The organism is Embleya hyalina (assembly GCF_003967355.1).
In the GTDB taxonomy this organism is placed as follows: domain Bacteria; phylum Actinomycetota; class Actinomycetes; order Streptomycetales; family Streptomycetaceae; genus Embleya; species Embleya hyalina.
This window is the reverse complement of the sequence record NZ_BIFH01000042.1, coordinates 1-26,302: the sequence shown is the minus strand read 5'-3', so window position 1 is coordinate 26,302 and position 26,302 is coordinate 1. Positions and strand designations below refer to the sequence as shown.

Annotated in this window: 26 protein-coding genes and 1 pseudogene; 13 read left to right on the top strand and 14 right to left on the bottom strand. The window is 70.9% G+C overall.

All coding sequences use genetic code 11. The annotated features are described in order from the left end of the window. Positions 1–23 precede the first annotated feature (23 nt). Both EMA17_RS41680 and EMA17_RS41675 read right to left on the bottom strand, forming a co-directional pair. Complete coding sequence (locus EMA17_RS41680; RefSeq protein ID WP_126642452.1) at positions 24–1,118, bottom strand: NHL repeat-containing protein; 1,095 nt, start codon at positions 1,116–1,118, stop codon at positions 24–26. Between the two features lie 300 nt (positions 1,119–1,418). Beyond that, a complete protein-coding gene (locus tag EMA17_RS41675) occupies positions 1,419–1,643 on the bottom strand; it encodes a hypothetical protein (protein WP_246127242.1) in 225 nt (74 codons plus the stop codon). A 44-nt stretch (positions 1,644–1,687) separates the two neighbouring features. On the opposite strand from EMA17_RS41675, the pseudogene EMA17_RS56190 reads away from it, so the two are divergent. Beyond that, positions 1,688–1,822: pseudogene (locus tag EMA17_RS56190) on the top strand (glycoside hydrolase family 15 protein); the annotation flags it as partial. Positions 1,823–1,900: 78 nt separating this feature from the next. Here EMA17_RS56190 and EMA17_RS41670 read toward each other — a convergent pair. Further along, positions 1,901–2,221 carry a carboxymuconolactone decarboxylase family protein gene (locus EMA17_RS41670; protein WP_126642451.1) on the bottom strand — a complete coding sequence of 107 codons (321 nt, stop codon included), beginning with the start codon at positions 2,219–2,221 and terminating at the stop codon, positions 1,901–1,903. A 507-nt stretch (positions 2,222–2,728) separates the two neighbouring features. On the opposite strand from EMA17_RS41670, the gene EMA17_RS41665 reads away from it, so the two are divergent. Continuing rightward, the gene (locus tag EMA17_RS41665; RefSeq protein WP_126642450.1) at positions 2,729–3,172 is read left to right on the top strand and encodes a DUF6325 family protein; all 444 of its coding nucleotides are present in this window, start codon (positions 2,729–2,731) and stop codon (positions 3,170–3,172) included. A 44-nt stretch (positions 3,173–3,216) separates the two neighbouring features. Further along, positions 3,217–3,507 carry an SHOCT domain-containing protein gene (locus tag EMA17_RS41660; protein ID WP_126642449.1) on the top strand — a complete coding sequence of 97 codons (291 nt, stop codon included), beginning with the start codon at positions 3,217–3,219 and terminating at the stop codon, positions 3,505–3,507. A gap of 31 nt (positions 3,508–3,538) precedes the next feature. Here EMA17_RS41660 and EMA17_RS41655 read toward each other — a convergent pair whose 3' ends face one another. After that, entirely contained in the window at positions 3,539–6,115 is a 2,577-nt protein-coding gene (locus tag EMA17_RS41655; protein ID WP_126642448.1) for a winged helix-turn-helix domain-containing protein, read from the bottom strand. 503 nt (positions 6,116–6,618) lie between these two features. On the opposite strand from EMA17_RS41655, the gene EMA17_RS41650 reads away from it, so the two are divergent. Both EMA17_RS41650 and EMA17_RS41645 read left to right on the top strand, forming a co-directional pair. Further along, positions 6,619–7,002, top strand: a complete 384-nt coding sequence (locus tag EMA17_RS41650) for an SHOCT domain-containing protein (protein ID WP_126642447.1) — start codon at positions 6,619–6,621, stop codon at positions 7,000–7,002. Between the two features lie 82 nt (positions 7,003–7,084). Then, complete coding sequence (locus EMA17_RS41645) at positions 7,085–7,354, top strand: hypothetical protein (RefSeq protein WP_126642446.1); 270 nt, start codon at positions 7,085–7,087, stop codon at positions 7,352–7,354. Between the two features lie 115 nt (positions 7,355–7,469). On the opposite strand, the gene EMA17_RS41640 is transcribed toward EMA17_RS41645, so the two are convergent. The 3 genes from EMA17_RS41640 to EMA17_RS41630 are packed head-to-tail and all read right to left on the bottom strand — an operon-like array spanning position 7,470 to position 10,818. Beyond that, positions 7,470–8,174 carry an ABC transporter ATP-binding protein gene (locus EMA17_RS41640; RefSeq protein ID WP_126642445.1) on the bottom strand — a complete coding sequence of 235 codons (705 nt, stop codon included), beginning with the start codon at positions 8,172–8,174 and terminating at the stop codon, positions 7,470–7,472. Between the two features lie 2 nt (positions 8,175–8,176). Next, complete coding sequence (locus tag EMA17_RS41635) at positions 8,177–9,547, bottom strand: ABC transporter permease (RefSeq protein ID WP_126642444.1); 1,371 nt, start codon at positions 9,545–9,547, stop codon at positions 8,177–8,179. A gap of 17 nt (positions 9,548–9,564) precedes the next feature. Next, positions 9,565–10,818 carry an ABC transporter permease gene (locus EMA17_RS41630; protein ID WP_126642443.1) on the bottom strand — a complete coding sequence of 418 codons (1,254 nt, stop codon included), beginning with the start codon at positions 10,816–10,818 and terminating at the stop codon, positions 9,565–9,567. 122 nt (positions 10,819–10,940) lie between these two features. Here EMA17_RS41630 and EMA17_RS41625 point away from each other — a divergent pair, with 122 nt between their 5' ends. The 6 genes from EMA17_RS41625 to EMA17_RS41600 all read left to right on the top strand — a co-directional run bounded on the left by EMA17_RS41625 (position 10,941) and on the right by EMA17_RS41600 (position 17,130). Further along, the gene (locus EMA17_RS41625) at positions 10,941–11,603 is read left to right on the top strand and encodes a response regulator transcription factor (protein ID WP_126642442.1); all 663 of its coding nucleotides are present in this window, start codon (positions 10,941–10,943) and stop codon (positions 11,601–11,603) included. Then, on the top strand, positions 11,594–12,787 hold the full coding sequence (locus EMA17_RS41620) for a sensor histidine kinase (protein WP_126642441.1): 1,194 nt from the start codon (positions 11,594–11,596) through the stop codon (positions 12,785–12,787). The genes EMA17_RS41625 and EMA17_RS41620 overlap by 10 nt, the downstream gene beginning before the upstream one ends. A gap of 80 nt (positions 12,788–12,867) precedes the next feature. Then, positions 12,868–13,731 (top strand): S1 family peptidase, encoded by an 864-nt coding sequence (locus EMA17_RS41615; RefSeq protein WP_126642440.1) that lies wholly within the window; start codon positions 12,868–12,870, stop codon positions 13,729–13,731. Between the two features lie 116 nt (positions 13,732–13,847). Continuing rightward, on the top strand, positions 13,848–15,329 hold the full coding sequence (locus EMA17_RS41610; protein ID WP_126642439.1) for a M20/M25/M40 family metallo-hydrolase: 1,482 nt from the start codon (positions 13,848–13,850) through the stop codon (positions 15,327–15,329). A gap of 182 nt (positions 15,330–15,511) precedes the next feature. Continuing rightward, on the top strand, positions 15,512–15,949 hold the full coding sequence (locus tag EMA17_RS41605) for a YfbO family protein (protein WP_126642438.1): 438 nt from the start codon (positions 15,512–15,514) through the stop codon (positions 15,947–15,949). A 215-nt stretch (positions 15,950–16,164) separates the two neighbouring features. Next, complete coding sequence (locus tag EMA17_RS41600; RefSeq protein ID WP_126642437.1) at positions 16,165–17,130, top strand: M28 family peptidase; 966 nt, start codon at positions 16,165–16,167, stop codon at positions 17,128–17,130. Between the two features lie 183 nt (positions 17,131–17,313). Here the strand turns inward: EMA17_RS41600 and EMA17_RS41595 are convergent, their stop codons facing one another. Together EMA17_RS41595 and EMA17_RS41590 are read right to left on the bottom strand one after the other, a co-directional pair. Then, the gene (locus tag EMA17_RS41595; RefSeq protein WP_126642436.1) at positions 17,314–17,820 is read right to left on the bottom strand and encodes a DinB family protein; all 507 of its coding nucleotides are present in this window, start codon (positions 17,818–17,820) and stop codon (positions 17,314–17,316) included. Positions 17,821–17,947: 127 nt separating this feature from the next. Then, the gene (locus EMA17_RS41590) at positions 17,948–18,226 is read right to left on the bottom strand and encodes a three-helix bundle dimerization domain-containing protein (RefSeq protein ID WP_126642435.1); all 279 of its coding nucleotides are present in this window, start codon (positions 18,224–18,226) and stop codon (positions 17,948–17,950) included. 302 nt (positions 18,227–18,528) lie between these two features. Between EMA17_RS41590 and EMA17_RS41585 the strand changes: the two genes are divergently transcribed. Continuing rightward, the gene (locus tag EMA17_RS41585) at positions 18,529–18,780 is read left to right on the top strand and encodes an amphi-Trp domain-containing protein (protein ID WP_126642434.1); all 252 of its coding nucleotides are present in this window, start codon (positions 18,529–18,531) and stop codon (positions 18,778–18,780) included. 61 nt (positions 18,781–18,841) lie between these two features. Here EMA17_RS41585 and EMA17_RS41580 read toward each other — a convergent pair whose 3' ends face one another. From EMA17_RS41580 to EMA17_RS41570, 3 genes are all read right to left on the bottom strand, one after another. Further along, positions 18,842–20,281 carry a diacylglycerol/lipid kinase family protein gene (locus tag EMA17_RS41580; protein ID WP_126642433.1) on the bottom strand — a complete coding sequence of 480 codons (1,440 nt, stop codon included), beginning with the start codon at positions 20,279–20,281 and terminating at the stop codon, positions 18,842–18,844. 202 nt (positions 20,282–20,483) lie between these two features. Beyond that, positions 20,484–22,097, bottom strand: coding sequence for an MFS transporter (locus EMA17_RS41575; RefSeq protein WP_126642432.1), 1,614 nt, complete (start codon positions 22,095–22,097; stop codon positions 20,484–20,486). A 98-nt stretch (positions 22,098–22,195) separates the two neighbouring features. Beyond that, positions 22,196–22,714 carry a hypothetical protein gene (locus EMA17_RS41570; protein WP_126642431.1) on the bottom strand — a complete coding sequence of 173 codons (519 nt, stop codon included), beginning with the start codon at positions 22,712–22,714 and terminating at the stop codon, positions 22,196–22,198. Positions 22,715–23,160: 446 nt separating this feature from the next. Here EMA17_RS41570 and EMA17_RS41565 point away from each other — a divergent pair, with 446 nt between their 5' ends. Beyond that, a complete protein-coding gene (locus EMA17_RS41565) occupies positions 23,161–23,952 on the top strand; it encodes an arylamine N-acetyltransferase family protein (protein ID WP_126642430.1) in 792 nt (263 codons plus the stop codon). Positions 23,953–24,107: 155 nt separating this feature from the next. Here the strand turns inward: EMA17_RS41565 and EMA17_RS41560 are convergent, their stop codons facing one another. Together EMA17_RS41560 and tgmB are read right to left on the bottom strand one after the other, a co-directional pair. Further along, positions 24,108–25,295 (bottom strand): methyltransferase domain-containing protein, encoded by a 1,188-nt coding sequence (locus EMA17_RS41560; protein ID WP_126642429.1) that lies wholly within the window; start codon positions 25,293–25,295, stop codon positions 24,108–24,110. Beyond that, on the bottom strand, positions 25,292–26,302 hold a 1,011-nt coding region (tgmB, locus tag EMA17_RS41555), incomplete at its 5' end, for an ATP-grasp ribosomal peptide maturase (RefSeq protein WP_246127241.1). The genes tgmB and EMA17_RS41560, both read right to left, overlap by 4 nt.

Sequence of the window (26,302 nt, the reverse complement as noted above, 5' to 3'; positions counted from 1 at the left end):
GGTCCGGGCCCGCTCACCCCGGACTACGTCGACGGACCGGTCGACCGATCGTCGTGCCCTCGACCACCGGGTTGCTCGGCCATCGCGATGGCTCGCACGCGATGATTGCTGCTGCAGGTGACGAACAGCGTCTGCCCCTCGGACAGCGTCGCCGACAGCGGATTCCCCAGCTGTGCCGACGTGGCGGGGCCGCCGTCGCCCGAGTACCCGCCCCTGCCGGTACCCGCCACCGTGGAGATCGTGCCGTCGCCGGAAACCTTGCGGATACGGTGGTTCCAGCACTCGACGATGTAGAGATTGCCCGCCCGGTCCAACACCAGGCCCGTCGGACCGCTCAGTCGTGCCGAGGTGGCGGGTCCTCCGTCACCGGAGAACCCTTCCCGCCCGGTGCCGGCGACCGTGGAGATCCTCTTGTCGGTGGACACCTTGCGTACCCGGTGGTTCCGCAGTTCGGCGATGTAGAGGTTGCCGGCGTCGTCGAGCACCACTCCGTGGGGGTTGCTCAACCGGGCGGACGTGGCGGGACCGCCGTCGCCGGAGTACCCGCCCCTACCGGTGCCCGCCACCGTGGAGATCCTGCGGTCGGTGGAGACCTTGCGCACCTTGTGGCTGTCGCGGCAGGCGATGTACAACTCGTCTCCCCGAAGTGCCAGCCCCACGGGGCTGTTGAGTCGAGCCGAGGTGGCGGACTCCCCGTCTCCGCTGTGGCCGGCCTGCCCGGTCCCGGCCACCGTGGAGATCTTCCCGTCGGTGGCCACCCTGCGCACCCGATGCCCCCGGTACTCCGCGATGTAGAGGTTGCCCTCACCATCCGACTCCAGCCCGGAGGGACTGTCGAGTTGAGCGGACGTGGCGTAGCCACCGTCACCGGCCGACCCGGCCGTACCGGTACCGGCGACCGTGTGGATCGTTCCGTCGGGGCCGACCCTCCGCACCCGATTGTTCTCGGAGTCGCAGAGGTACAGGCACCCCGTCCTGTCTCGCGCCATGTAGCTGGGGCGGTACAACCTCGCCGAGGTCGCGGGGCCTTGATCACCGGAGAAACCCGATGCTCCCGTGCCCGCGACCGTGGAGATGGTCTGCGGGACGACGGTTGCGGGGCGTTCGAGGACAGTCATCGATTTTTCGCTTTCTGTGCCGTGGCTGTGAGCCGCCGGCCGAAAGCCGAGATCGATCGGTGGACGTCCTGTGCGAAACGGACGACAACGAAAAGGCCGACGACGGCGCTGGATCCTTGGCGGCGGGGCCACCGTCGGTGCCCGGGCGCCAAGCGAGGGAGAGGAAGGCCCCGATCGAGCGGTCGACCTCCTCTTCCGCGCCCCATACTTCCGAGAACTCCGCCGGCCCGCCCTCCCGACTACTCCATACGGGTGAAGCGGGCGGGGTGGCCGGCATCCATCGGGGTTCACTCGACCCGCCTATGCGTCACCGGTCGTTCGTCCGTCGGACATCGCGACGGCGTAGGCGTTCCGGGTCGGGCCGGCGACAAGGATCGTGCCCGCGATGGCGGTGCCGAACGAGGAGCCGAGAATTGGAGACGCTTCGGAACAACCCCGAGATCTCTCCTCGGCGTTCCGCGGGGAACGCGGGGCCAGGCCGATCAGCACGCCGATGCCGAGGATCGTCACCACGAAACCCGTCATGATCAGCGCCCGTTGCGAATGTCGGCGGGCGAGTCGCTCCGCGTCACGTCGGCCTCTTCGCCGAGGAAATCGACCCGTCGGGCGAACAACTCGGCAACTTCCCCCAGGCGTTCACCCACCTCGCGCTGATCGCCGCCGCACAGGCCCTGGACGAGCACCTCGACCATGTCGAGGGTTGATCCCGAAGCGGGCCTCGACCACGGCGGGCGAGTGGGTCCTGCTCGCCCGCCGTGCGTGTCGAGTGTCGAGCCTTCGGGTCAGCCCACGGCCTCATGGGCCGAGGCGGTGATTTCGATGCCCAGGGCCTTGGCGATGTGGCCGGCCGCGGTCATCACCCGGGCGGTCCCGACCACGGGTGCGATCGCCACGAGGACGTCTTGGATCTGCTCCGGCCGCAGGTCGGTGTTCGCGCCGGCCTCGAAATGGGCCACGTAGGACAGCGGAGGGGCGTCCATCGCGACGAGGGCGGCTATGCGGGTGAGGATGAGGGCCTCCGGTGACAGGCCGCATCGCTCCATCGAGTCGAGGGTCATGGCGGCCAGGGTGTCGAGGACGGGTGTGTCATGCGCTGTGGTCATGATGCGCTTCCTTGCTGAATGCTCCTGTCCGGCGGGTGCCGTACGTCCGCACGGGACGCCGACGTGCGCCGGTTTTCCGGCTCCCCCCTTCGACACTAGAACCGCGTCTCTCCGGAGGCACTTTCTCGCACGGTCGACGAACGGGCGACGGCGGGAAACCGTCGCGGTCGATCGTTTGTCGTCCATGGGCCGTGTTCCGGCCGCGCCCGGACCGGCTCCGCCGAAGGACTGAACGACGTCCCCTGTATGGCGTCGGCGGGGGGACCCGATCCACCCCCGCGTGCGTCGGGTACGCCCCGCGGCCCGCCACCGCGGAACCGCGCCCATACCTGTCGAGCGGGGGTCGCCCCCGCCCGGGGGGACCGAGATGCGCGCCCGGTCGCACGCTGCTGCAATGACGAGAGTGACGGCCACCGGTCGGTCCCTCGGCCCATCCCGACGCGCCTCGAAAGCGCGCGGACGGACCGTACCGGCGGTCTCGACGACCCGACCGGACGAGGAATCGACATGAGTGACGAACCCAACGAGCCCGGCCCGATCGACTACCTGGTGATCGAGTTCCCCGGAAGTCGGATGACCGGCGAGGGGCTGCCCCTTCTGGTCGATCTGGTCGACCGAGGCATCATCCGGGTCCTGGATCTGATCTTCGTCCGGAAGGACTCGGACGGATCGATCCGCGGCGTCGAACTCGCCGACCTGGCCGGAGACGATCGTCTCGACCTCACCGTCTTCGAGGGAGCCTCCTCGGGCCTGCTCGGTCGGGACGAGATCGACGACGCGGGCAAGGTCCTGGAGCCCGGCAGTTCGGCGGCCGTCCTCGTCTACGAGAACGTGTGGGCGGGCCCGCTCGCCGCCGCCCTGCGGCGCGGCGGAGCCCGGCTCGTCGCCGGTGGACGCATCCCGGTCCAGGAGATCCTGGCCTCGCTCGACGCCGCCGAGAACAGCGCCTGAGTCGGGTCCGAACGCCGTTCCCGCACCACCGGAGGAGACAGATCATGCCAGGGCTTCTTCGCGGCATCGCCCGCACCGCCGTCGTCGCCGGAACCGCGACCGCGGTCTCCAACCGAGTCTCCCGGCGCCAGGCCGGTCGCTGGGCCCAGCAGGAGCCGCAGCAACCCTCCTACCCGGCCCAACCCGCCCCGCCCGCACCGCCCGCACCGTCCGCACCGGCGGACGACATGAGCAGCAAGCTCGCCCAGCTCAAGGAATTGGGCGAGCTGAAGGAGCAAGGCGTGCTCAGTGAAAGCGAGTTCGAGGCCCAAAAGGCCACGATCCTCGGCTCCTGACCTCGACGGCGCACCTGCCGCACACGATTCGTCACAGGATGCCCAGGTCCCGCGCGCGGTGTACCGCCTCGCTGCGGCGAGTGACGCAGAGCTTGCGGTGGATGCTCTTCAAATGCGTCTTGACCGTGTTGGCGGAGACGCACAGTTCGGCCGCGATCTCCTGCGTCGACAACATCCGCGCCGCCTGGCGCAGGACGTCGATCTCGCGGTCGCTCAGCGGCCCCACCAGCGCGGGGGACTGCCCGCGTGAGCCGAGCCGCAGGCAGCCGAGCGCGCGGACGGGCAGCCAGTCGTGCGCCCGCACCAGTTCCGGATCCTGCCGGAGCAGCCGACGCGTCCACGGACCGCTCTCGACGAACACGCGTCGCAGCCGTTCCGCGGAGGCGACCCCCACGGCGACCCGCAGCCAGTGGCGGGCGGCCGGCAGGGCGCCGGCCTCGGCCGCCGCCTCGGCCCGGATCAGGCATGCCCGGGTCCGGCCGAGTGTCGCGTCGTCGGTCACTCCCGCCAGCATCTCCACGGCCCGATCGCCCCGCCCCGCGGCCAGGAGGGCGCGGGCGAGCGCGACCGCGTGCCCGGGGTCGTCGCGATCCACGCCGTCCAGGACATCCAGCGCCGCGTCCGCGTCACCGTGTGCCAGGTGTGCGCCGGACCGCGCGATGGCCATCTCATCCCGTTCCCAGGCCCTGGTCCGTGCCGCCGGCAGCGCCGATCCGGCCGCGCGCAGCACCGCCAGCGCCTGCCGCCAGTCACCCGCGGCGGTTGCCAGCCGGGCGCCGATCACGGCGGCCTCGACGGTCGCGACCGGTTCCGTGTGCGGTCCGGCGAATGTGGCGGCGAGGTCGAGGTGCAGGCGGGCCGCCGCGAGATCGTCCCGCTCGACCTCGACGCCCGCCAGCACGAGGTGGTCCATGCCCATCGGATCCTTCGGTGGGGTCGTCGCGGCTTCGGCCGCCGCGAGCGAGGCGTGTGCGTGTGCCTCGGCGTCACTCAGCCGACCCCTCAGCAGTTCGTCCAGGGCCAGCATCCCCAACGCGTCGCACAGGGGTTCCCGGGTATCGGGGCCGTGGCACACCGCGACGGCCGCGGTGAGGTCGGCTTCGGCACGATCGAAACGTCCGGCGTGCAACTCGGTGGCTCCGAGCCCGGTCAGCACCAGGGCCGGGATCTCCGGGTGTCGTTCGACCAGCGGGGCGGAAAGCCGGCGCATCTGGCGGTCGGCATCGGCGGCGGCGCGCCCGGCGACCGTCGGGTCACCCGCGGCTCGCGCGGCCAGCACGCCGACCAGGGCCCGGGCCAGCAACCATGTCGGAGCGGTCGGGTCACGGGGCCGGGCGTCCGCGCGACGCAGTCCCGCCGTACAGCCGTCGAGGTCGTGGGCGGCCAGCCGTAGCGCGGCTCCCACCAGGGCCGCGGCGGCGCCCGGCACGTCGCTCGGCAGTCCGGCGAGGGCGTGGGCCAGCCGCTCGCGCTCCGCACCGGTGAACAGTCGACCGATCTGCAGGTCGTCGACCATCAACTCGGCCGCGTATCGCCAGTCGTGGCCCGCGGTCGCCTGCTCCAGGGCGTCGGTGGGCCGCCCGGCTCCGGCGAACCATCGGGCGGCTCGTCGGCGCAGTCGCGGCTCCAGGTCCGGGCACCGGTGGCGCAACTCGATGCGCAGGCTTTCGGCGAACAGTGGGTGCAGCCGGTACCGGTCCGACGCGTCGACCCGGTCCAGGAAGGCGTGGGCCCGGGCGAGTCGGGCCAACGTCCATTCGACGTCCCGGCGGCCGGTCAACGCGGCCATCAGCTCCGGATGTACGCGGTCGGTGACGGCGGCCCGCAACAACAGGTCCTGGGTGCCGGGCGGCTGGGCGTCGAGCACCTCGGCCAGCAGGTAGTCGGGGATCGCCGTGCGGTCGACGGCGAAATCGCGGACGAATGCCTCTGGGTCGGCCGCCCGCGACATGGCCAGGGCGCACAGACGCAGCCCGGCGGCCCAGCCCTCGGTGCGTTCGACGAGCAGTCGTACGCACTCCGGTGAAACCTCGAGTGCGTGTGCGCGCAGCAGTTCGTCGGCCTCCGCGGTGCTGAACCGCAGGTCCGCGTCGCGAATCTCGGTGAGGTCACCCGACACTCGGTGACGGCGCAGAGGTGTCGACGCTTCGTCTCGCGCGGTGAGCACGAGGCGTAGCCCCCCGCCCGCGTGCGTGAGGACGAAGTACAGGTCGTCGGTGATGTCGTGCGAGGAAACCGTGTCGAACGCGTCGAGGACGAGCACCACGGGCTCCCGGAGATCGGCGAACTCCGCCGCCAGGCGCACCAGGAACGACCGGTCCACTCCCTCGGTCGGTACGGGTGTGCCCACGCCGAGGCTCGGCGCGATCCCGTGTCGACGCAGCGCTTCCAGCAGGTACGCCCAGAATGTCCCGGAGGTATCGCCACGGTCGGCGGTGAGCCAGACCGTGCGGCGTGGGGCCCGGCCCGAAGCGGCCCATTGGGCGGCGAGGACGGTCTTGCCCGCGCCCGCCACGCCGTCGATCAGGGTGAGCGAGGTTTCGATGCCGGACGTCAGGCGGGCGACCAGCGCGGGGCGACGCACCGTGAAGCGCGGTACCGCGGGCACGGCGAATCTGGCGGAAAGCAGGGGATCCGCCGGTCCCCCGGGGTCTCGCCGGGGCGAGGCTCCGACGGGGTCCGGCGCGGTGTGGTGGTACATCCGGGTCACCCGTGTTCACGTGGGGAGATGATCGGGCTCCTCCCTCCACTCAACCGCGGTCGGGTGATGTCCGCGACCGAGGTCGCTCACCCGTGCCGGGTGAGGTGCGCCCGAGCGTGGGGGCCGAAGGTGCTGGGATCGGGGCGGCCGTCCCCGCCGCCGCTCTCGGTCGTGCGGTCGGCGGCCGGCACCGCCTCGGGCCGAACTTCACCCGCATCGGGTGAGCCGGCGGCGTGGATCACCACCCATCATGGAGTCTCGATCCGCGACCCGGCGAGTACGAGCGCCCGGCGGGTCGTCCCGGACGGTCGCGTCCTTCCCGGACGAACGACCGGAGGTCGGGCGAATACGCGGGAGACGGCTCCGCTCTCCCCCACGCGGCGACCGACTCGGTCCGAAGGAGGCCGACAATGGACTACCCACTCCTCAACGCGTTCTGGACCATGTTCTGGTTCTTCCTGTGGATCCTCTGGATCATGCTCCTCTTCCACGTGTTCGGGGACATCATCCGCGACGACTCCCTCAGTGGATGGGCCAAGGCGGGCTGGTCGATCGTGTGCGTGATCCTGCCGTTCCTCGGCATCTTCGTGTACCTCATCGTGCGTGGGCACGGCATGGGCGAACGCGACCGCCGCAGGGCCGAGCGGCAGCAGCAGGAGTTTCGCTCCTACGTACGCGACGCGGCGGCCACACCGGCCACGTCCGAGGAACTGGCCAGGATCGCCGAGCTCAGGAACGACGGTGACATCACGGTCGAGGAGTACGAGCGGGCCAAGGCCAAGATCCTGGCCTGAGGTCGCACGCACCGTGCGGCAGCGGCCTCGCCGCACGGTCGCCGGTGCGGACCTCGGCGGGTGATGGGGAAGTGGTGAAGTGGTGAACCGCGGCGGGACGACCCATCGATCGACACACGGCGACGCGCGCCTGCTGGGGGCCGGCGCGGCGCTGACCGCAGGTGGCACGATGATCGCGTCGGCGGGGGTGGGTCTCGCCGCCTACGCGGTGGCGGCCGCCGGCCGCAAGTGGGCACGGCGGCGGCGGGAGTTCGCGAGGGAGCACACCGTCGGCACGTTGCACCGGGCCCTGGCGGCGTCGCGGGCCGGACGACAGGCCTGGCGAAGGGCCGACGGGCGACTCTGCGACTGAGAAGACATCGCCCGCGGCCGGACCGGGGGCTTGCGGCGTACGGGCGACCGGTCGCCCGCCGAAGCCCCCGCCCCGTGCGAGCGGCTTCCGTGGCCCGACGGCTCCTCCGCGTGTGTCAGTCCCGGTTCGAGACGGCCGTGACCTTGCCTCTGCGAAGCGTCAAGGTGCGGTCGGACCGGGCCGCGAGTTGCTGGGAGTGGGTGACGACCACCACGCATTTGTTCTGCTCGTGGGCCAGTTCCCGGAAGATGTCGATGACGCCCCGCGCCGTGTCCTCGTCGAGATTCCCGGTCGGCTCGTCGGCGAAGAGGATGTCGACGTCACAGGCCAGGGCCCGGGCTATGGCGACGCGCTGCTGCTGGCCGCCGGAGAGCCGCATGACGTTGCTGGTGGCTTGGGACCGGTCGAGGCCGACCCTGGCCAGGAGGTCCATCGCCCGGGCCTTCCTGTGGCGGCCGCGGACACCGGTGATCTCCATGGCGGTGGTGACGTTCTGCACCGCGGTCATGTAGGTGAGCAGGTTGTACTGCTGGAAGATGGTGGCCGCGTGCTTGTTCCGGTAGCGGCCCAGGCCGATGGTCCGCAGGTCCACGCCGTCGAAGGCGATCGACCCCGCGGTGGGCACGTCGAGTCCGGATGCCAGGGACAGCAGCGTCGTCTTGCCACTGCCGGAGGCACCCAGGACGGTGTAGAAGACGCCGCGTTCGAAGCTGTAGTCGATCTGCTTGAGCACGGTGGTCCTGCGACGCTGTCCGGTGTACGTGTGGCTCAGCCCGGAGATCCGCAGGACGGGCGGGTCGGTCGCGGTGTCGGCGGTCATGGTCACTTGCCCTTCGAGAGGATGATTCGGGGGGACAGGCGCAGCACGGATGTCGCGGGGATCGCGGTGGACAGCAGCGCGACGACGAGGCCGAGGCCGGCCACGGAGGCCAGGGTGCCGTTGTCGAGACGTACGGTGATCTCGTCGATCGGGTCGGCGCCCTTGACGGGGCCGCCGTCGGGGTCGATGCCCTCGCCGAGGCCGGTCGAGCCGGGCGGCGGGGGCCGCCAGGAGTCCAGCTTCCGTTGGGCGGCGCGTGCCTCGTTGCCCATCAGGGAGTTGCCGGCCCACTCGGTGAGGGCTCCGGCGAACAACGAGGCGAGGCCCACCGCCAGTACGGCGACCACGACGATCTCCGCCGCCTGCTGGGCGACGAGTTTCCACTTCCGTTCGCCCAGTGCCAGCAGCACGCCGAATTCCGTGCGGCGTTGTTTGACCCACAGGGCGGTGAGCAGTGCCAGTACGGCGGCACCGGCGATGCCGATGAGCCACATGGCGATGGTGGCGGTGTCCGAGACGGATGACAGCGGGCCGGTCATCTGCCTGAGGGCCTTGTCGTTGATGCCGAGGGTGAATCCGTTGAGCTCGGGCCCGGCGGCCTTTTTGGCTTCGGCCTCGAATCGCTCGAACGTGGCGGGGTCCTTGAGTCGGAAGGTCGCCGTGCCCACCGTCGGCGACTGCTCCCCGTTGAGCCTGCCGAGGGCCTCGGCCGGGGCGAACAGCCGGTTTCCCGGGTCCATTTGCCACTCGGGGTCGGGTTTGTCGGACGGGTCGCGGTAGACGCCCTGGACGATGAACTCGGCGGTGCGGGTGCCCTGCGGGTCGTTCTCCCCGAGCGTGATCCGGTCGCCGGGTTTGAGGTTGTTCGTACGCGCCATCCGCTCCTCGACCAGGACGACGTTCTTGGCCCGGTCCGCGCCGGTGATCGGCGTGCCGGACAGCAGTTTCCACGTGCCGCCGGCGAAGTCCGGCTGGAGCGTGGAGTCCAGTACGCCGAAGGCCATCGCCGAGTTCGGGGCTTCGGGGTAGATGGGCTTGCCGGGCAGTTTCAGACCGCCGCGCAGGGCGGCGAGATTGAAGGACTGGTACGTGTACCGCTCTACCAGCGGCGACCCGCCGATCCTGTCGACGGTGCCGGTGCGGATCTGCGGCGCCTGCATTTGCCCGGACTTGGCCGACGCGTTGACGTCCATGCCCAGGGTGACGTCGGCGCCGATCCGTCGTTTGGCGGCGTCACCGGCCCGGGCGGTGGCGTCCCTGATCAGGATCCCGCCGAGCACCATCACGGAGATGACCAGGAAAGTCCCCAGTGTGATCAGGGTCTTGGTCTTGCGCGACCACAGGCTCAGGGCCGCGCGTTTGAGGAGGTTCATGTCGACGTTGCCTAACGCTATTCGCTGTCGGTGAGGATGGATCGGGGGTGCAGGCGGAGGATGCCGATGCCGGGAAGCACGGTCGACACCAGCGCGATACCGAGGCCGAGGCCGGCGACCTTGCCGAGGTCGGCGGGGTCCATCCGCAGTTCGGGCGGGGGCAGGGCTTCCGACCGCGACACGGCGGGCTTGCCGCCGTGCCCGGGAAGGTGTGCGGCGGCCGGCCCCGAGAGGGCGATTCCGGCCAGTGCCGCGAGTGCGAGCGCGGGTACCGCCACGGTGGCGACCTCCACCGTGTGCTGCCCGACGAGCTTCCACTTCTTCTCGCCGAGCGACAGCAGCACTCCCAGTTCGTCGCGCCGCTCGCGGATGGTCAGGGTGACGATCAGGCCGAGGATCACGGTGCCCGCCCCGGCGATCAGCCAGACGAGCGCGCCGGCGAACGCGCCGACCCGCCGCAGGGGTTGCACCTGGTCCCGGAAGGCCTTGTCGTTGACGTCGAAACGGAAACCGTCGCCGCCGAGCAGCCGCCCGGCGACGGCGTGCAGCCGTTCGGCTCGCTCCGGCGAGCCGAGCTTGAAGACCGCCTCGTCCAGCGAGCCACCGAGGCCCAGCGCGCCGAGCGCTCCGAGCGGGGCGTAGATCTGATTGGCGGGCAGCTCGGCCGGATCCACCCAAGTGGTGAGAAGCTGGGGCCGGCCGTCGCGAAAGACGCCGATGATCTCGAACGCCGTGCGCCCGGTCCCGTCCGGTGCCGTCAGCTGGATTGTGTCGCCGACCGTGAGCTTGTTCTTCGCGGCGAGTTGCTCCCCGATCAGCACGAACCTGCGGTCCGCGTCTTGCGCCGTGAGGTGACGACCCTGTGTCAAAGTGACCCGTCCGGTGGCAAAGTCCAGCAACATCGCGGAGTCCCGCAGGCCGGTCAGCCCCGGCCCGTCCCGCTCCGGCCGACTGCCCGCCGGCCGCAAGGCGTCGGCCTCGACGAGCTTCAGACCCGAGAGCCGCACCGTGCGCCGCAGCACCGGGTTGTAGCGCTCCACCAGGGGCGCGGCCGCCAGTTTCGCCGCCGCCTCCGCGGTCAGCTTGTCCCCGCGTACGGTGACGTCCACGCCGATCCGGCGCTGCGCCTGCGCCTCTTGGCGGGCCATGGCGCTCTGCAGCAGGAAGCCGCCCAGCAACAGCACGCACACCACGAGGAAAATCCCGAGCAGCAGCGTCGTCTTGCCCTTGCGAGCGGCCAGACTCCGGGCCGCCCGTTTGACGAAATTCATGACGCAGAGCAGAACAGGCCGAACCTTGCAGCGGGATAAGTTCTGTTGCGGCGGGATAAGGGGGCATCCGGTCGGCCCGGTTGCTTACGTCCGTGCAACGCTCGGGCTGCTTGCATCGGTGCATGAGAGTTCTGGTCGCCGAAGACCATCGCGTGCTGGCGCGGATGATCGCAACCGGCCTGCGCCGGCGGTCGATCGCGGTGGACCTCGCCCTCTCGGGCGACGAGGCCGAGCGGATGTCCCAGCTCACCGACTACGACGTGCTGGTGCTCGACCGCGACCTGCCCGTGATGACCGGTGACGAGGTCTGCCGGAGGCTGCGCGGGATGGTCGATCCGCCGCGCATCCTGATGCTCACCTCCGCCGGGGCGCTGGAGGACCGGGTGTACGGGTTGGAACAACTCGGCGCCGACGACTACTTGGCCAAGCCCTTCGACTTCGCCGAATTGGTCGCGCGTATCCGCACGCTCGGCAGGCGCGTCCCCAAGCCGCCGCCCGTGGTGCTGCGGCATCGGGGCATCACCCTGGATCGTGCCATGCGAGAGGTGACGGTCGACGACCGGAGCGTGGAGCTCACACCCAGGGAGTTCGCCGTTCTGCAGGTGCTGCTGGAGGCCGAGGGCGAGGCGGTGCCGCACGACGAGATCATGCGGGCGGTGTGGGACGAGCACCTCGATCCGCGAACGAGCGCGGTGCGCTCCACCGTGAGCCGACTGCGGGGCAAACTCGGCGATCGCGAAGTGATCACCGCCAACGCGGGCCAGGGCTACCGGCTGTGCGACTGAACCCGCGCCGGTTGCCCTTCCGGGCCAGGCTGGCGGGCGCCTTCGGCGGGCTGTTCCTGCTGGCCGGCGCCGCCCTGTTGGCCTTTGTCGTGCTGCTGGCCCGCTATGGCACCGCGCAGCAGGTCCAGGGCATGGAGATCACGCGGCTGCCCACGAACGCGGTCCCGGGCAACGCCGGGCCGACGGCACCGGACGGCACCACCGCGTTCGGGCCGACATGGGATCGGTCCGGCGCCGAAGGCGTCGCCGCCAGGCTGGTGAACCGGACCGTCGAGATCGTCCAGGAGGCCGCGCTACGGCAATTGTTGCTCTGGTCCGGCGTCGGACTGGCGGTGCTGACCCTGCTCACCGCCCTGATCGGCTGGTGGTTGTCCGGGCGGGCACTGCGACCGATCGCCTCGATGACCGACGCCGCGCGCCGGATCAGCGATCACAACCTGCACGAGCGGCTGGGCCTGACCGGCCCCGACGACGAACTGCACCGCCTCGCCGACACCTTCGACACGATGCTGGACCGACTGGAGAAGGCTTTCGACAGTCAGCGCCGCTTCGTCGCCAACGCCTCGCACGAGCTGCGCACCCCACTCGCCGTCCAGCGGGCCGGCCTGGAGGTCGGCCTCGCCGATCCGCTGCCGGAGGGTCTCGTCGAGGTTCGCGAGGACCTGCTCACCGCCAACCGGGACGCCGAGAAGCTCATCGCCGCACTGTTGTTGCTCGCCCGCAGCGACCGCGGGCTCGACGACACCGAGCCGGTCGACGTTCGGGGCCTGGCCCGGCAAGCCGCCGTCGACCTCGCCGACTCGGCCCACGAGAAGGACGTCGTCGTGACGGTGACCGGCTCCCCCGTCGACGTCGACGGCGATCCCGTACTCCTGCGCCATCTCCTCACCAACCTGGTCGACAACGCCATCCGTTACAACCATGCCGGTGGCCGTGTCGTCGTGGCACTCCGAGGCCGGACGCTCACCGTCACCAACACCGGCCCCAGGATCCCCGCCGACCGAGTCGACACCCTGTTCGAGCCGTTCCGCCGGCTGGCCAGGGACCGGGTGGGCCACGACAGCGGGCACGGACTCGGCCTCTCCATAGTGCGCTCCATCGCCGACGCCCACGGCGCGAGGGTCGAGGCCGCCGCGAGTGCGGACGGTGGGCTGGGGATCGCTGTCACGTTCACCGACCCCTGAGGCCCGACAACCGCCGGCCGCGCGGCTGTTCGGCCGGCGACCTTATCTCCCTGCAATGGGGCGGTTGGTTGGCTCGTCCCATGTGGAAATCGACGACGAAAACCGCCCCGTCCCGCCGTTCCGCACGGGGAAGGCTCCGGGCGGCCCGCGTGGCGGGGACCGCGGCAACCGCACTGCTGGCAACGGCACTGGGCACATCGCCGGCCCGGGCGATCAACGGTGGCGAAGAGGTGACGAAACCGTACTCGTTCATGGCATCGATGCAGAGCAAGAAGGACAGTGGTCAAATCTGCGGCGGCTCCCTGATCGCGCCGACGTGGGTCCTGACGGCACGCCACTGCGTGTTCGACAGGGACGGCAAACCGATCGACACGCAGGACAAGCAGGTACGCGTCGGCAGTCTCGACCGGACCGGGGGCGGGGAGGTCCGCGGCATCGCACAGGTGGTGTCCGCGCCCGACGGCGCAGGTGACGCCGATGGGCTCGGGACGGATCTGGCTCTCCTGAAGCTCGACGCCCCCGTCGAGGCGACCCCTGTGGACCTGCCCGAAAAGCGGCCCGGGGTCGGCACCCGCGTTCGCATCCTCGGCTGGGGAGACCACGAACTGCCGCAGAAGCCGGGAGATCCCTTCCCGGATCCCCCCACCATGCTGCGCCGGCTGGACTCCTCGGTCGTCACCTCCCGGCGCTGCGACGGCCCGGACGGGAAGTACATCGCCGACAAGGAGTTCTGCGTCGCGACGACGCCCGTCGGCGAATCCGCGCGGGCCGGGGATTCGGGCGGTCCGGTGCTGGTGAAGGGCCGCTGCGGTTGGACCCTGGGCGGGGTCGTCTCCCGCGTCGGCTGGTTCTTCGACGGCCGGGAGCGGCCCGACGGTATCGACGTCTCCGTGGCCGACCACCTGGACTGGATCCGGAGCACCCTGTCGGGACCACGTCGATAGCGGAGCGCGATTCCCGCTTCGTGGCGTGCGATTCGAGCGATGCGGCGGCGTTCGCCGCGTCGGAATCCACCGCCCTGCGCACCGACCGAAACAGCAGCGACGGAAAGGAGTCGACAGTGACAGCACAGGACGGAAACCGGGTGGTCGAGGGAGTGTCCCGGAGGCGGATCCTGGGGGCGATGACGGCGGGGGCCGTGGCCTCGGCCGGGTTGGCCGGGCGGGCGCGGGCGTACGGCTCGCCCGTCGGGACCCCTTCGGCCGCGGGACGTGTGACCGCGCCGGTGAAGCGGCACATGGCGATGCTGGACACGATCGCCGCCCGGCACGGCGGCAACCGGGCGGCCGGCCTCCCCGGCTACACGCACTCCGCGCTCTACGTGGAGGAACAGTTGCGCCGATCCGGATACCGCACCCGGCGCCAACCGTTCGGCTACGACCGCACCGATCACATACGGGACACCGTCGAACAGGTCCGCCCCCGGCAGCGCGACGTATTTCACACCGTGGCGGAAGGAGTCGCGGCATCACCGGCCGGCGGGGACACCGGGGAGTTGGTCATCCCCCGCGACGCGTTCGGCGACGCCGCCGACAGTTGGGAGGGGATCGACGCGCGCGGGAAGGTGGCCCTGTTGCAGTTGCGCCCGAACCTGTTGCGCGGTGCCCGCCGAGAGTACGTGGGGGGCGGATACCGCGGTGGCGGCGTGACCGCGAGGCACCGGATCGCCGCGGATCAGACCGAGGCCGCCCGCCGGGCACTGATCCACGCCCGCGCCGCCGGCATCACGGCGGCCCTGTTCTACCTCGATCAAGCCGACATCCCGATCGGCCTGTTCTTCGACGCTCCCGGGGACACCGAACTGCCGCCGACGGGCGTCGTGTTCTCCAGCGACGCGACCGCGCTGCGCGAGGACATGAAAGCCGGCGGCGCGACGGTGCGCGTCGAACTGGAGTTGCGGCGGCGGCATGTGGACACCTTCAACGTGCTCACCGAGCTCCCGGACGCCACCGCCGACAGACACCTGATCGGCGCGCATCTGGACAGCGTCCCGCAAGGCCCCGGCATCGACGACAACGGCTCCGGCTCCGCGTTGCTCCTCCACCTCGCACACGTCCTCGCCGCCGAGCCCGCCCGCGCTCCCGTGCGGTTCTGCTGGTGGGGCGGCGAAGAGGACGGCATGCGCGGCTCCCGGCACTTCGTCGAGACCGAACCGCTCCGGCCGATCCGCGCCTACTTCAACATGGACATGGTCGCCGCCCCCAACCACGTCATCGGCGTCTATGGCAACGGGCCGCAACGTCACTTCACCGACCACTTCACCGCCATCGGCCAACCCTGGCTCGATGGCCCCGTCGACGGCATGTCCGACCAGGTTCCCTTCCTCGACGCCGGGATCCCCGTCGCCGGGATCGACACCGTCCGCAGCGCACCCGCGGAACTCAAGAACGACCGTGAGGCCGAACTCTTCGGCGGTACCGTCGGCCAACCCTTCGACCCCCGCTACCACACCGCAGGCGACACCATCACCAACGTCGGCATCGAGGCCCTCGCCATCTGCACCACCGCCGGCCGGGCCGCACTGCGAGCCATCAGCCGCTGACCGGGGGAGAACCGCCGACCCGCGGCCGAAGCCTCTCCACCCGGGCCGTTCGCACGGTCCGGGCGGAGAGGCGCAGCCGCGACAGGCGGGCGCGGCTGCTCCGGTGGCGACGGGCCGAGGCCGGCCGCGCCATCGTCGCGCCCATCCACACGGTGCTTCGCCGGCGGCCGTACGGTGTCCTCGTGATCACCTCCATCGAACTCGTCGCCCGTTCCGAGGCCGCCGGCGGAGCCCTCCCGCTGCTCACGCTCGACGAGTTCTTCGTGGGCAACCACGCGCAGGACTCCCTCGCCCCGAACCGATGGGAAGTGCACCGGCCCGCCGACGAACGGCCCGAACTCGCGGAGATTCACCGGCGGTTGCGCGTGCTCCAGGAGGCGCCCGACGTCGCGTGGATCCGGGTGCAACCGCACGACGACCTCGTCTGCGGCGACGGTGTCCTGGCCGAGGCCGTCGCCGTGTGCACGAGCGCCACGACGCGGGAGATCGAACGCCGGGTGGATCACGAATCGTTGTGCGCCGACGGGGTGATCGAAGGACTCGTGTACCGGGTCGACCGGTTCACGGATCTTCCCGACAACCCCGAAGGCCACCGAATCGTGTCCCTGGTCTGGGACTGAGCGCCGAACCCCGGCCGCGGACACCCGGACGGTCGATGGTGTGCCGAATCTTGCCGGCCCGGATCGGGCCCTACAGGGGCCGCGCGCCCGGTGCGAGCCTGGTCTCGGCTCGGGCACGCTTCCGATGCCCACCGCCGCCGGCGCGCCGATCGGGAGAGCACCCGGCGCAGGCCGGAATCGTGATCGAGGTACGTCTTCCACTTCGAGGAGCCTCGATGAACCGCAGAACCAAGGCGATCGCGACCATCATGGCGCTGGTCGCCGCGCTGGTGGTCTCGACGACCACACCGTCCGCCGCCGCGTCGGCGCCGTCGGCGAAGACCTCTCCGCCGGACGTCGACGTCGCCCGGGTGCAATCGCACCTGGCCCAACTCCAGGCGACGACCGCCCGGTTCGGCAACAATCGGGTGACCGGAACCACCGGATACAACGCGTCGCGCGACTACATACAGGGCAAGCTGCAGAGCGCGGGGATCAGTGTCGAGCAGAGGACCTGCGTCCCCTGCCTCCGCTCCGCCACCTACCTGACCGCCGAATGGCCGGCCCCACCCCCCGGCCCTCCGGGGGACCGTCGGGTCGTCGTGTTCGGTGCCCATCTCGACACCGTCTTCGGCGGACCCGGCATCAACGGCAACGGCTCCGGCGCCGCCGTCCTTCTGGAGAACGCGCTCGCCTTGGCCCGGGAGAACCCGACCATGACCAAGAGCGTGCGGTTCATCTGGTGGCCGGGCACCGAACAGGGCCTCGACGGCTCGCAGTCGTACGTGCGATCGCTCACCGCGGCCCAACGCGCCGCGATCACCGCCTACTACAACATCGACACGGTCGGCTCGACCAACGCCGGCTACTTCGTCGACCGCGTCTCGTCGCCCACGGCCGCGCCCTTGAGGCAGTACTGGAACGCCCTGAACCTGTACCCCGAGGAGAACATCGAGGGATTCGGCCGTTCCGACAACGTGCCCTTCCAGGAGGCCGGCATACCCACGTCCGGATACACGACGGGCGCCGCCGGCATCAAGACGTCGGCGCAGGCGGCCAAGTGGGGCGGCACCGCGAACCGCCCGTTCGACGTGTGCCACCACGCCTCCTGCGACACGACCACCAACATCGACCCGAAGGCCCTCGACCGCAGCGCGGACGGGATCTTCCACACGATCTGGACGACCGCCGTGGCCTGGTGACACCGGTCCGACCCGGCGGGCCCCGGCCGGATCCCCTGGGCGTTCTTCGCCGCCCGCGCCCGATGCGCGGCGACCGTCGTCCGAGACCGAGACCGAGACGGAGACAGAGACCTGGACCGAGTCCGGGCGGCCGGGCGGGTGGCCGGGGCGAAGAAGGGGTCGTCCTCGGTCGACGGGCCGCGCCTACTCCCCCACGACTCCGTCGATCGCTTCGCGCAGCAGGTCGGCGTGGCCGTTGTGGCGGGCGTACTCCTCGATCATGTGGATGAGGACATAGCGGATGGAGACGGCCTCGCCACGAAACCGGACCGTGTCGTCGAGGGAATCGAAGGAGGCGACGACGGCGCGCGCCCGTTCACACTCGTCGCGCCACACCTCGAACGCCTCGTCGACGTCGGCGTCCTCGACGTGGAACTCGGCGAACGTACCGTCGATCCTGCCCGGCCAGGGCATCTCGACGTCCTCGGCGCGCACGACCGAGCGGAACCAGGTCCGCTCGACCGCCGCCGCGTGGCGGATCAGGCCGAGGAGGGTGAGCCCCGACGTCGGGATCGCCCTCCGCTTCAGTTGCCCGCCGGTCAGACCGGCGCACTTCATGGCCAACGTCGCCCGCTGATAGTCGAGGAACGAGGTGAGTGACGCGCGGTCGTCGGCCACCTTGGAGGGATGTACGCGCTGGTCGTCGATCATCGGACGATGATGCCGGGGACGGGTTCGCGCGGGCCACCGGAAAAGCGGTGCACGCCCATCGCCGCCCGGTGGCCGGATGGCGTGTCGTGCACAACGCCCTTCACGTGGAGGCCCGCCTTCGGTCGGCTCACCGATCATGGGCGTGCCAGGCCGTGGCCCCGTATTCCCGGTGTTCGGCCTCGGGCGGCGCCGACGGCCCGAACGGCCCGAGGCCGTCCGTGATCATCGTCCGGGCACGTCGTTCGACCAGGATCGGGACGTAGATGCGGATCGTGGCACCGCTCAACGCGTCGTGGGCCTGCTCGACGAGCGCGTCGACGGTGTCCGGATCCACGGAGGGGAACGCGGACTTCAACCGCGCCGCCGCATGCCCGATCGCGGCCTGCTCATCCCGCCGGACGTTCATCCGAGAATCCTCGAGGACGTCACCGACACGCCTTCCACGGATCGTATGGTCGGATCACCCACCCGGGGCAAACCCGCCGCGGAAGCCACGGCGAATCCACTGCCCCGTCTCCATGGGAACTCCGCCCGACTCGCCGCGTCCAGTCGAGCGGTCGGCGCGGCACCGCGCCGAGAGCGCGCCGGTACGACGTTCCGCAGGACACCGCCCACACCCGTCCGGCGCCCGCAGCGCAAGATGCCCGGGGGCCGGACCGGGCGCAGACTCGACTGCAAAGGCTGTTCCCGGCGGTTGGGAGGCGTTCCATGAAGGACCTCAAGTTCGAGCAGAAGGGCTCGCTGTCGCGGACCGAGGCGGCCGAGTTGCTGTCCGCGCTCGCGGTCGCGCTCAGGCGCGGCGGTCACGTCGAACTGGAGCTCGGTCCGGGCGTGCTGAGCATGCATGTTCCCGACGCGTTGCGCAGCGAGGTCGAGGTGGAAGTGGGCGACGGCGAGATCGAACTCGAGATCGAGCTGAAGTGGTCGACCGCGCAGGCCAAGGCAACGCCCGCGAAGTAGAAGTCCGCCGAGGCCCCCGCGCCGAGCCGCGGCCGGCGATCCGCCGACGGGCATCGGCCCGTCAGCTCCGCCGCCGGCGACCGGTCGGGGAGGTGCCGCCACCGGCGAGACGCGCCATCGTCAGCGCTTGGCGTCGCAGCAGTGCCAGGTCGAACACCGGCTTCGGCCGTGGCACGCCCGGCCGTTCCCGCGGCACCCGCACCCGTAGCGCGAGCGGCCGGATCGTGAGGCGCACCGGGGTGGGCATGAGCACGGCCTCGCCATCGATGCCGACCGGGATCTGCGGGGCGTCCGACTCGACCAGCACCTCGTGCGCGACCAGTGTGCGCAGTCCTCGGCCGCGGCGGCCACGCAGCAGTTCGACGGCCTGCTCGGCGTTGTCGACCGTGATCGCGACGACGCCGAGCAGACCGGTGTCGAGCCGGCTCCGCCGGCCCGGTTCGGCCGGGCCGCCGAACTCGTACGGGTTGTTGCTGACGAGCAGTGCCTTCGGCGCCTCGACGACCACGTCGTCGTCGATCCGGACGACCAGGTGGGGGCCGCGCCGGCCCGAGAGCATCTCGGGCAACAACCGAAGCATCGTGCCCCGCTTGTCGTCCCGGTACTCCGGGCTCCGCACGACCTCGGCGTACGCACCGAACGAGGCGTTGTTGACGAAGGTCCTCCCACCGATCAGCCCCAGGTCCAGGCACAGTTCGACGCCGTCGTCCAAGGCGTCGAGGCCGGCGTCCGGCCGTTCCCGGTCCAACCCGAGGTCCATCGCGAAGTGGTTGCGCGTGCCCGCCGAGACGACGAGGAACGGGAGGTCGTTCTCGGCGGCGATGCCGGCGACGAGTGCCTGGGTGCCGTCGCCGCCCGCGACCCCGAGCAGATCGGCCCCGTCCGCCACCGCCCGTCGGGCCAGCGCGGCCACGTCGACCGGGCCGGGGCCGGTCAGCAGCGCCACCTCGGCGCCTCGCGCGGCCGCCTTGTCGTCCAGTGCGAACCGGCCGACCTTCCCTCCGCCCGAGCGGGGGTTCATGATCAGAAAGGGTCGGGCCGGGGGCGGCGTCTCGCGCTCGGGCATGCCGGCGGGCGGCCGGGCCAGGACCAGGGCGGCCCGCGCGGCGGCGACCGCCAGCGCGGCCAGGAGCAGCGTCAGCACGATGTCCCACAAATGGCCGCGAGCGATGTAGACGGCGATCACGGTGATCGGCACGGCGACGGTGACGATGGCGCAGGCCCAGCGCAGCGGACCTCGTCTGCTCAGGAATCCCCACAGCGCCGCGAGCGTCACCACGAGTCCGAGCACACCCACGATCAGCACGAACAGGCTGGTGCGACCGCCGACGACGAGCATCGCCGCGGTGGCGAGCGCGGCCGCGAAGGCCAGCCGGGCGAACCGGCGCTGGGCGGCTGTCACCGGCAGTGGTCGGGCCTCGGGGGTCGTGGCCTCCGTGCGGGGATCTCCACGGTCGCGGCCTGTTCGGGGACCCCGGTACGGCTTCTCGGCATCCGTCATGGCTCCTCCGTGACCGCGTGCTCACGAAACGCGGGCTCGGCCCGCGTTCCGGCGCCGGTCATGCTCCTTCCAACGGTAGTGCCGGACCCGATCCGCCACCCTTCCGACCGGCGATCGGTCGACGCGGCACCGACGGCGGGGGCGCGAGTACCGCGGGCGCCGACGTGCCCACGCCCATGCGGTCGTGCCGGACGCACGTCGGCTACGCCTGGGCCGAGCGGGGTTGGGTCGTCGGGATCCGCTGGGTGAAGAACATCGCGAGGAGCGCGCCGACGGCGAGGATGGCGAGTGCGACGCGCAGGCCGTCGAGTCTGGCCGCGGCGTTCGCGTCGAGCGCGGCCTGGGCCACCTCCGAACTCGTACCCGCCTCGTCGAGGGCGGTCTCGAGCTGGGCGTCCGAGAGGAAGGGCGCCCCGCTCTGCAGTTTGTCCGTCGCCTGACTCGTGACCTGGGGCGGGACCGCCGGGTTCTCCTCGATGGTGGTCAGGAACGAAGTCGTCATCACCCCGATCAGGACGGACCCCGCGAGCGCCGTACCGATCGAGGAGCCGAGGTTGGTGACGGCGTTCTGGATGCCGCCGACCTCCGCGCTCTGCTCGTCCGGCACCGCCGAGACGGTGACCGATCCGAGCTGGGATGCCAGCGCACCCATGCCGAGCCCGATCAGCAACAGCGGGAGGGTCACGACCTCCGCCCCGGCGCCTTCGTCGAGGGCGGCCATCAGGGCGACCGCGCCCGCGAGCAACGCGAGGACCCCCAGCCGTACCACTCGCCGGGGCGAGACGTTCGGGAGGAATCGCGGAATCAGGATCGCGGCCGCCAACAGCGAGAGCGAGAGCGGCAGGATGCGCACGCCCGTGTCCAGCGCGGACAGTCCGAGTGCGATCGACAGGTACAGCGGTACCAGGAAGAACACGCCCATCTGCACGAGGTACTGGAAGAAGAACATGGTCAGGCCGCCGGTGAGCTGCCGGTTGCGCAGCAGTGCCGGATCCACGAGCGGATCCCCGCCCTGCCGCACGAGGTGGGCCTCCCAGTGCAGGAACAACCGGATGACGGCCAGACCCGTCAGCATCAACCAGACGACCAGCGAGATTCCGAGCCACTGGGGTGCGTCGGCCTTCGGCAGAAACCAGCCCCACTCGCTGGAACGAAGCACTCCGAGGACGAAGGTCCCGAGCCCGACGGCGGAGAGCACGGCACCGACGAAATCGATGCGCCTGCGTTCGCCGATCGGCGCGTCGGCGACATGTCGGGCGAGCACCAGGATCACGAGCACGAGCAGGACCTCGCCGGCGAAGACCCAGCGCCAGGAGAAGTACGTCGTGGCGATGCCCCCGATGAGCGGCCCGAGCGCGATCGCCACGGCCCCTGCGGCGGCGACCAGTCCGTAGGCGGCGGGCCGGCGTTCCACGGGGAAGTTCCCGGCCACGAGTGCCACGATCGCGGGCAGGATCAACGCTGCCCCGATCCCCTCCAGGAACGACCAACCCAGCAGGAGCACGGGCAGGTTCGGGGCGAGCGCCGTGGTCAGGGAGCCGCAGCCGTAGACCGCGCAGCCGATCATGAACGCGCGCTTTCGGCCGATGAGTTCCCCGACCTTGCCACCGGGGATCATGAACATCGCCATCACGAGGGTGTAGGCCGTGATCGCGCCCTGGATCCCGGTCACGGTCGTGCCGACGTCGTCGGCCACCGTCGCGATCGAGACGTTCATGACGGAGCTGTCGAGCGCCATCAGGAACTGCCCGGCGGCCAGCGTCCCCAGGACGAGTGCCGCCGCCGAACCCACCGCGGGCCCAGCCTTGTCCGTCATGGGCACATCGTCGCGCAGCGCCCCGGGGGCGGGCTCGCGACTCGCCACGGTTGTACGTCGAATGGCGGCTCCGCGGTCACGACGTGGCCGCGTCGGATTCAGTGCGTCAGGAAGACCTTGAGCAGGATGATGGCCAATCCGAGCACCAGGTTCACCGCCGCGGCGACGACCACGAGCCGCGTGGAGGCACCGAGTCGAAAGGCGGCGGCGAGCGACCATCCGACCTGCCCGCCGATCGCGACGACGAGCGCGAGCCAGACCGTGCCCTGGTCTCCCAAATCGAGCAGCGGGCTGACGAGCACCGCGATCGCAGGCGGGATGGCGGCTTTGACGATCGGCCACTCCTCCCCGCACACACTCATCACGATGTCGCGGCTCAGGTGCCGCTGGGACATGCGCTTGCCGAACAGTTGTGCGTGTACGTGGGCGATCCAGAAGACGACCCCGGTGGCCAGGAGCAGCAACGCCAGTTCCAGGCGCGGAAAGGAGCCCAGTCCCCCGGCACCGACGATGACGGAAGCGGCGAGCATCGATCCGTAGACGCCGCCGCTGTAGTCGACGTGGGCACGGCCTCCTGCCTTGCCCTCGTGGTCCCCGGACCGGCGCGTTCTGAACATCGAGGTTCCCTTGTCGTCTCGCCCTGCCTGCTCGTCCGCGGCCGACGTCGGACGACTCGTGGCGTCGTGCGTCGGCACCCACCGCGTGGATCGTGTCCGTCTCCGGCGACACGTCACCGGTCCGCGGCGTCACGCGATGGCCGAGGTCTTCGAGCACGGCCGAGATCTGTGCGGCCCAAGGATCGACACCGGGTCTCGACGCACACCCGAACGCATCTCACTCCCCGCCGTCGACAGACTACCGAGCGTGCCGGAGCCTATCAACGATCACCGCCGCGCCCCCCGATGTCGGTGTCCCCCGCCTCGGAATCGCGCTCCGAGGCGGTGGGGCCGGCAGGCAAGCCATGGGCTGTCGGGAGCAACCGCCGGGGTCGTGTTTGGTGTCCGCTCCCGTCGGCCACCCTCCAGCCGGAGGCCCCGATGCCGACGGCGGTGGGAGCACGGACATGCGGGACGACGTGGACGACTACCTGAAGCGGATCGGCGCCACGAGGCCATGGACGGCCGACGCGGCCGCGCTCGCCGATCTCCAGGAACGGCATCTGATGTCGGTGCCCTTCGAGAACCTCGACGTGCACCTCGGAGTACCGATCGAGTTGGGGCAGGCCGCGGTGGACAAGGTCGTGCGGCGCCGGCGCGGCGGCGGGTGCCGCGAACTCAACGCCTCGGCCTTTCCCTTCCTGCTCGGGGCACTGGGCTTCACGTGCGTGCTCCTGGGAGGCAGGGTCTACCGCGGCGGCAGGCCGGGCATTCCCCCGGGGCACGTGCTGATCCGGGTCGAGGCATCGGAACCGTGGCTGGTGGACGTCGGCTTCGGCGCCGGAAGTCTCCGTCCCCTCCGCCTCGATGAACGCGGCCCCCAGCACGATCCCCGGGGCACGTTCCGGTTCGTCGAGGCACCGCACGGCGACCTCGACCTCCTGCGCGACGGCGAACCGGTCTACCGCATCGAGAGCCACCCCCGGGAAGCGGACGACTTCCGGCCGATGGTCTGGTGGTACCGCAACTCCCCGGACTCCCCCTACGCCCGCCACCTCTTCTGCACGCTCGTCACCGAGACGGGCCGGATCACCATCAGCAACGACACGCTCGTCACCACCGTGCACGGCAACAGGTACGAACGACGGCTCACATCCGCCGCGGACACGCGACGGGCCTATCTCGAACACTTCGGCATCACACTCGACCGCCTCCCACCCGTACCACAAGGCCTCACCAACCCGATTCCACTCGGCTGACAAGGCGTCGACCGCAACCGCCGCCATGCGGATCCGGGCACACCAACACACCGGCAAGACCCGCGGATCGCACCTCGAACGCGCACAGGTGCCTCTCGATCACCGTGCCCACGGTGTCGGCGGCCGGCGACAAACTCGCGCGGATTCCGGCCGTCTCACAGCGTCCAGGTGTACGCGTCTCCGGCCGGGGTTTCCAGGCTGACGTATTGGCCGGTCGACACCACCTCGACGGTGAACCACTCACGGCGCGGCCGATTCAACTCCAGCCACAACCGGTGGGCCTGCTCCATCGGAGCCCACAGGTCCCGCCCGCCGACCCATGCGACCTCGGTGCCGTCGTCGGTATCGGTGACCGTGGTGCGGTCGTTCGGGGTGCGCAGGGTGGTGCTGTGGCGGCCGTCGATGTGGGTGAAGGTGCGGGTGGTGTGGGGGTCGAGGTGGAGTTGGGCGAAGAAGGAGAACGTCCAGTCGTCCAGGACCCTGGGCGTCAAGGGTGAAGTGCGGGTCCGGTCTGCGGCGTGGCCGGTTTCCCGGTGGGCGAACCGAGGGCCCTTTTCGGTGACGTCGGTGCGGGGCAGAAGGGGCATGAAGGCGGCGGGGGTGTGCATGAGACGGCCTGCCGCGGTGCCGTCGGGGAGTTTCTTCAGCCAGGCGATCGATCCGCCCGCGAGGGTGCCCTTGAGCGGGACCACCAACACCGCGCCCGGCGCGCACTGTTCGATCCATGTGTCAGGGACGCGCGGGACCGACGCGGTCGCGATCAGCCGGTCGTACGGGGCGTTCGGGGCCCAGCCGGCGGTGCCGTCGGCCGGGACGACGTCGGGGGTGAAACCGGCGACCTTCAGGCGTTGGCGGGCGGTGGCGACCAGGTGCGGGGTGTGGTCGACGGTGGTGACGTTGTCCGCTCCGACCAGCCGGGAGAGCAAGGCGGTGTTGTAGCCGCTGCCGGTGCCGATCTCCAGCGTTCGGGCGCCAGGGGTGGGGTCGAGGGCGTCGAGCATGTCGGCCATCAGGTCCGGCGCCGTCGACGAGGAGGTCGGCGCCCCGAACACGCCTTCGGGCGGGGCGTGTTCGGCATGGACGCCGTCGACCTCGGTGATCAGCGACTCCCCCGAATACACCGCGTCCCACCAGGCGCCGTCGGCGTCGCCGGTGTCGTCGGCGCGCCAGGGGACAAAGCGGTCACCGTACTCTCGGCGGTAGAATACCGGGGTGAAAACGTGCCGCGGGACGTTCAGGAACGCCTCGGCGATCCGCGACGACAGCACGACGTCACCGGCCGCGATCCGCTCCACCAGGCGCACCCGGGCTGCGATCAGCGCCTGGTCGTCGAGGACCTTCACGTGGCTCCTTCGAGGTAGTCGGCGATCGCCGCCGTGACGGGCAACCCGGTGGCCTGTTCCACGAATGCGTATTGTCCCGACGGATTCACCTCAAGCATCACCCACTCGCCGGCCGGGGTGATCACGAAGTCGAACGCGCCGTAGGGCAGGCCCAGGGCGTCGAGCATCGCCAGGACACTGCGGGTCACCGCCGGCGGCGGGTCGCAGATCTTGTAGGAGAGGCTGTCGTAGTCGCGCCGCCAGTCGACCCGGGCCGCGTCGGAGCCGGCGTGGATCTCGGCCGCGAACACCCGACCGGCCACCACCGTGAGCCTGCATTCGTACGCCTTCACGACGGCGGCCTGGAACAGGTGTGCGGTGGTGGCGATCGCGGGATCGTCCAGCGCGGCGGGGTCGACGACGTTGGCGTACACCGCCATCGACTCCCCGTCCACCACACCACGGACCGGGCCGAACGGTTTATACACCACCGGGCCCGCCACCTCGCCCGCGAACGCCCGCGCGGCCGCCGGATCGTTGGTGATCAGCGTGCGCGGGACCGTCAGGCCACACTCGGCCGCCACCCGCATCTGCAGCGGCTTGTACTCGGCATCCGCCGCCCGACCCGGCGGCGGCAACCACCGGCACGGCAACGCGGCCAGGAGGCCACCGAAGCCCAGGCGGGCCTCGCGCTCGGCAATCCGCCGCGCCGGCGCCGACATGCCCGCAGGGAACCGCGGCCGAGTCGGACGGCGGTAGTACACCGACCGCACCGCTGCGAGGTCGAGGCTGCGTCGGTCGTTGCGCAACGTCCCGGACCAGGTCACGCCGTCGAACGACGCAGCCACGGACAACTCGAGCGGAAACTCGGCCGGATCGGCCCGGAAGACCGGCACCGCACGTTTGTTCAATTCCTCCACCACCAGGTCCGCCGTCGGGTCGAAACGACCCGACAGGACCAGAACACAGCCTTCGCGGCGCAGCGGCGGGGACGGCGGCGTGGGTGTGGGTGGGTTCCCGGGTTCAGT